This window comes from Mucilaginibacter sp. (genome assembly GCF_036383575.1).
Classification (GTDB): domain Bacteria; phylum Bacteroidota; class Bacteroidia; order Sphingobacteriales; family Sphingobacteriaceae; genus Mucilaginibacter.
The window spans coordinates 1-2,896 of the sequence record NZ_DASVOB010000599.1 but is presented as its reverse complement, the minus strand read 5'-3'; the positions used below and the strand labels follow the sequence as shown (position 1 = coordinate 2,896).

General features: G+C 42.1%; 3 protein-coding genes. All 3 read left to right on the top strand.

What is annotated here, in order from left to right; all coding sequences use genetic code 11:
• Nucleotides 1–896, top strand: an 896-nt coding sequence (nadA, locus tag VF500_RS21415) for a quinolinate synthase NadA (RefSeq protein ID WP_330861633.1), incomplete at its 5' end; no start/stop codon positions are given.
• 450 nt (nt 897–1,346) lie between these two features.
• Nucleotides 1,347–2,393, top strand: coding sequence for a thiamine-phosphate kinase (thiL, locus tag VF500_RS21410; protein ID WP_330861632.1), 1,047 nt, complete (start codon nt 1,347–1,349; stop codon nt 2,391–2,393).
• Entirely contained in the window at nt 2,393–2,833 is a 441-nt protein-coding gene (locus VF500_RS21405; protein ID WP_330861631.1) for a hypothetical protein, read from the top strand. The genes thiL and VF500_RS21405 overlap by 1 nt, the downstream gene beginning before the upstream one ends.
• Nucleotides 2,834–2,896 lie beyond the last annotated feature (63 nt).

Genomic DNA, 2,896 nt, shown 5'->3' with positions numbered 1-2,896 from the left:
AAAAAAATGCGGTGATCCTGGCGCACTATTACCAGGATGGCGACATTCAGGATATTGCCGATTACATTGGCGATAGTTTGGGATTATCCCAACAAGCCGCCAAAACGGATGCCGACATTATTGTTTTTGCGGGTGTACATTTCATGGCCGAAACTGCCAAGATATTGTCGCCAACAAAAAAGGTTTTGCTGCCGGATGCGAAGGCAGGTTGTTCATTAGCAGATAGTTGTCCGCCTCACTTGTTTAAAAAGTTTAAGGAAAACTATCCGGATCACCTGGTGATCACTTATGTAAACTGCACGGCCGAACTGAAAGCTTTAAGTGACATTGTCTGCACATCAAGCAACGCGGTACAGATCGTAGAAAGCTTACCGAAGGATCAGAAGATCATCTTCGGGCCGGATAAAAATCTTGGTGCGTATGTAGCCAAAAAGACTGGTCGCGACCTGGTATTGTGGAATGGTGCTTGTATGGTTCATGAGATATTTTCGAGAGAAAAGATCACTAAGTTGAAAGAAAGACACCCAGGAGCAAAATTACTTGCGCACCCTGAATGTGAGGATGTTATACTGGAAATGGCCGATTATGTTGGTTCAACAACCGGGATCTTGAAATATGCAGGCGCCAGGCCAGATAAGGAATTTATAGTTGCAACTGAAGCTGGTATTTTGCACCAGATGCAAAAGGAAAACCCGGATAAAATGTTTATCCCGGCGCCGCCAAACAACAATTGTGCTTGCAATGACTGCCCGCACATGAAACGTAATACACTGGAAAAGTTGTATTTGTGTTTAAAAAATGAAATGCCCGAGATTACAGTACCTGAGCATATCATTGAAAGAGCGGTAAAACCAATTGAGCGAATGCTGGAGATTTCAGCGCAGTTGGGATTGTAGTTTTGGGATTTCACCGATAAGAAGACGATTTCACCGATTTTTTGATTGGTAAAATCGTCTTGATTTGAAACTTATAAACCTGGTAAATGTGGAAAACCGGGCGGGCTTGGATCGACGGTATTTTTAAGAAAAATGCCTCTGAGGAGGCTAAAATAGCCAAAAATTTTAAAAAATTTTTCCGCCAAAGGCGGATATAATATATAAAGGTTGCGGCCCGTAAAATGGAGTTATCCACATTATTGTTAAGAAGTATAAAAGGCAAAGGGAAATTCGAGTATATATATTTGTCGTCCGTTTTTGGAGGTGAACAAATTTTGGTGGGTATGTGAACCAAAATTGTAAAAAAAATTTCCCGCCTTTGGCGGAATATGTAAAACCGGGTTGCGGCCCGAGAAATTTATAATAATAATTAGAAAGTCGACCCTTTAGGGGAGATTTAGAGGTGAAACTATGTTTGAAAATCAGGATAGAACGAATTTAGAGGAGCTTGGCGAATTTGGCCTTATCGGTCATTTGACAAAAAATATCAAGCTCACCAACGAAAGCTCAAAAAAAGGTGTTGGCGATGATGCGGCCGTACTTGATTTTGCTGGCAAGCAGGTGCTGGTAAGTACTGATATGCTTTTGGAGGGGATTCATTTTGATTTGGCGTATACGCCGCTTAAACATTTGGGTTACAAGGCTATACAGGTAAACCTGAGTGATATTTATGCGATGAACGGTATAGCATCGCAGGTTACGGTTTCTATCGGCATGTCGAGCAAATTTCCGTTGGAAGCCATTGAGGAGCTTTACCAGGGGATCTATATCGCCTGTGAAAAATATAATGTGGATTTGATTGGTGGTGATACTACCTCGTCAAAACAAGGGTTGGTGATCAGCGTAACTTCTATCGGTTATGCCGATGAAGCGGATATTGTATACCGCAATGGTGCCGAAGAAGGCGATTTGATTTGCGTATCCGGCGATTTGGGCGGTGCTTATACCGGTTTGCAATTGCTTGAACGAGAAAAATTGATCTACCTGGAAAATCCGAATATCCAGCCTGACCTGGAAGGGAAAGATTACATTGTTGAGCGCCAGCTGAAACCCGAAGCCCGCCGCGATGTGGTGGAACTGCTGAAAAGCATTGAGGTAAAACCAACCGCTATGATCGATGTATCTGATGGTTTGGCTTCAGAATTATTGCACATCTGTAAGCAAAGTAACAAAGGTTGTAATCTTTACGAAGAAAAAATCCCGCTTGACCCGATGACGTTCGAAACGGCTCGCGCGTTTAATCTCGACCCAACTATTTGCGCTTTAAGCGGAGGTGAGGATTACGAATTATTGTTCACGGTTAAGCAGGCCGATTACGATAAGATCAAATTTAAAATGGATATAACTATCATCGGTTATATCACCGAAGCATCGGCCGGTTGTAACCTGGTTACCAAAAGTGGTACCGTACACGAATTGAAAGCCCAGGGTTGGAACGCGTTTAAAAAAGCTGAATAATGTTGCAGGAAGCGTTTGATAAATTTTACCTGAACAATCATCCCGATGGTAAACCGCCGGAGATTTTTGTAAAAGGAATTTTACTGCTTTATTTAGGCTTGTTGATTCAAACGCTCAATAATTACCTGGATGGTTTTAATTTTTCTGCCATCCTGTTTATATTATTTGCCGTTGGCTTTTTGATCTTCGTTACCGGTGAAGGGAAAAAATGGGCAAGGATCATCCTATCGGTTTTGATATTGCTGAATGTATTTTTCCTGGGATCGTCCTTGTTGTATAGTTTTGGCATTTTGCATGATACTTCGGCTCCCAAAAAGAGCATTGAAATGCCCGTTTATCTCATCATTTTAACCATTGCGGAGATCATTATTGAGCTATGGGGATGGGCGCTAATGTTTACCAAACAGGCAGATTGGTGGTTTGAAAGGAAGAAGGATTAATTGATAATAATTCTGCAGCCGCTCGGCTCCAGCCGAGTGGTAACTATCAAACGGCCTCTGACC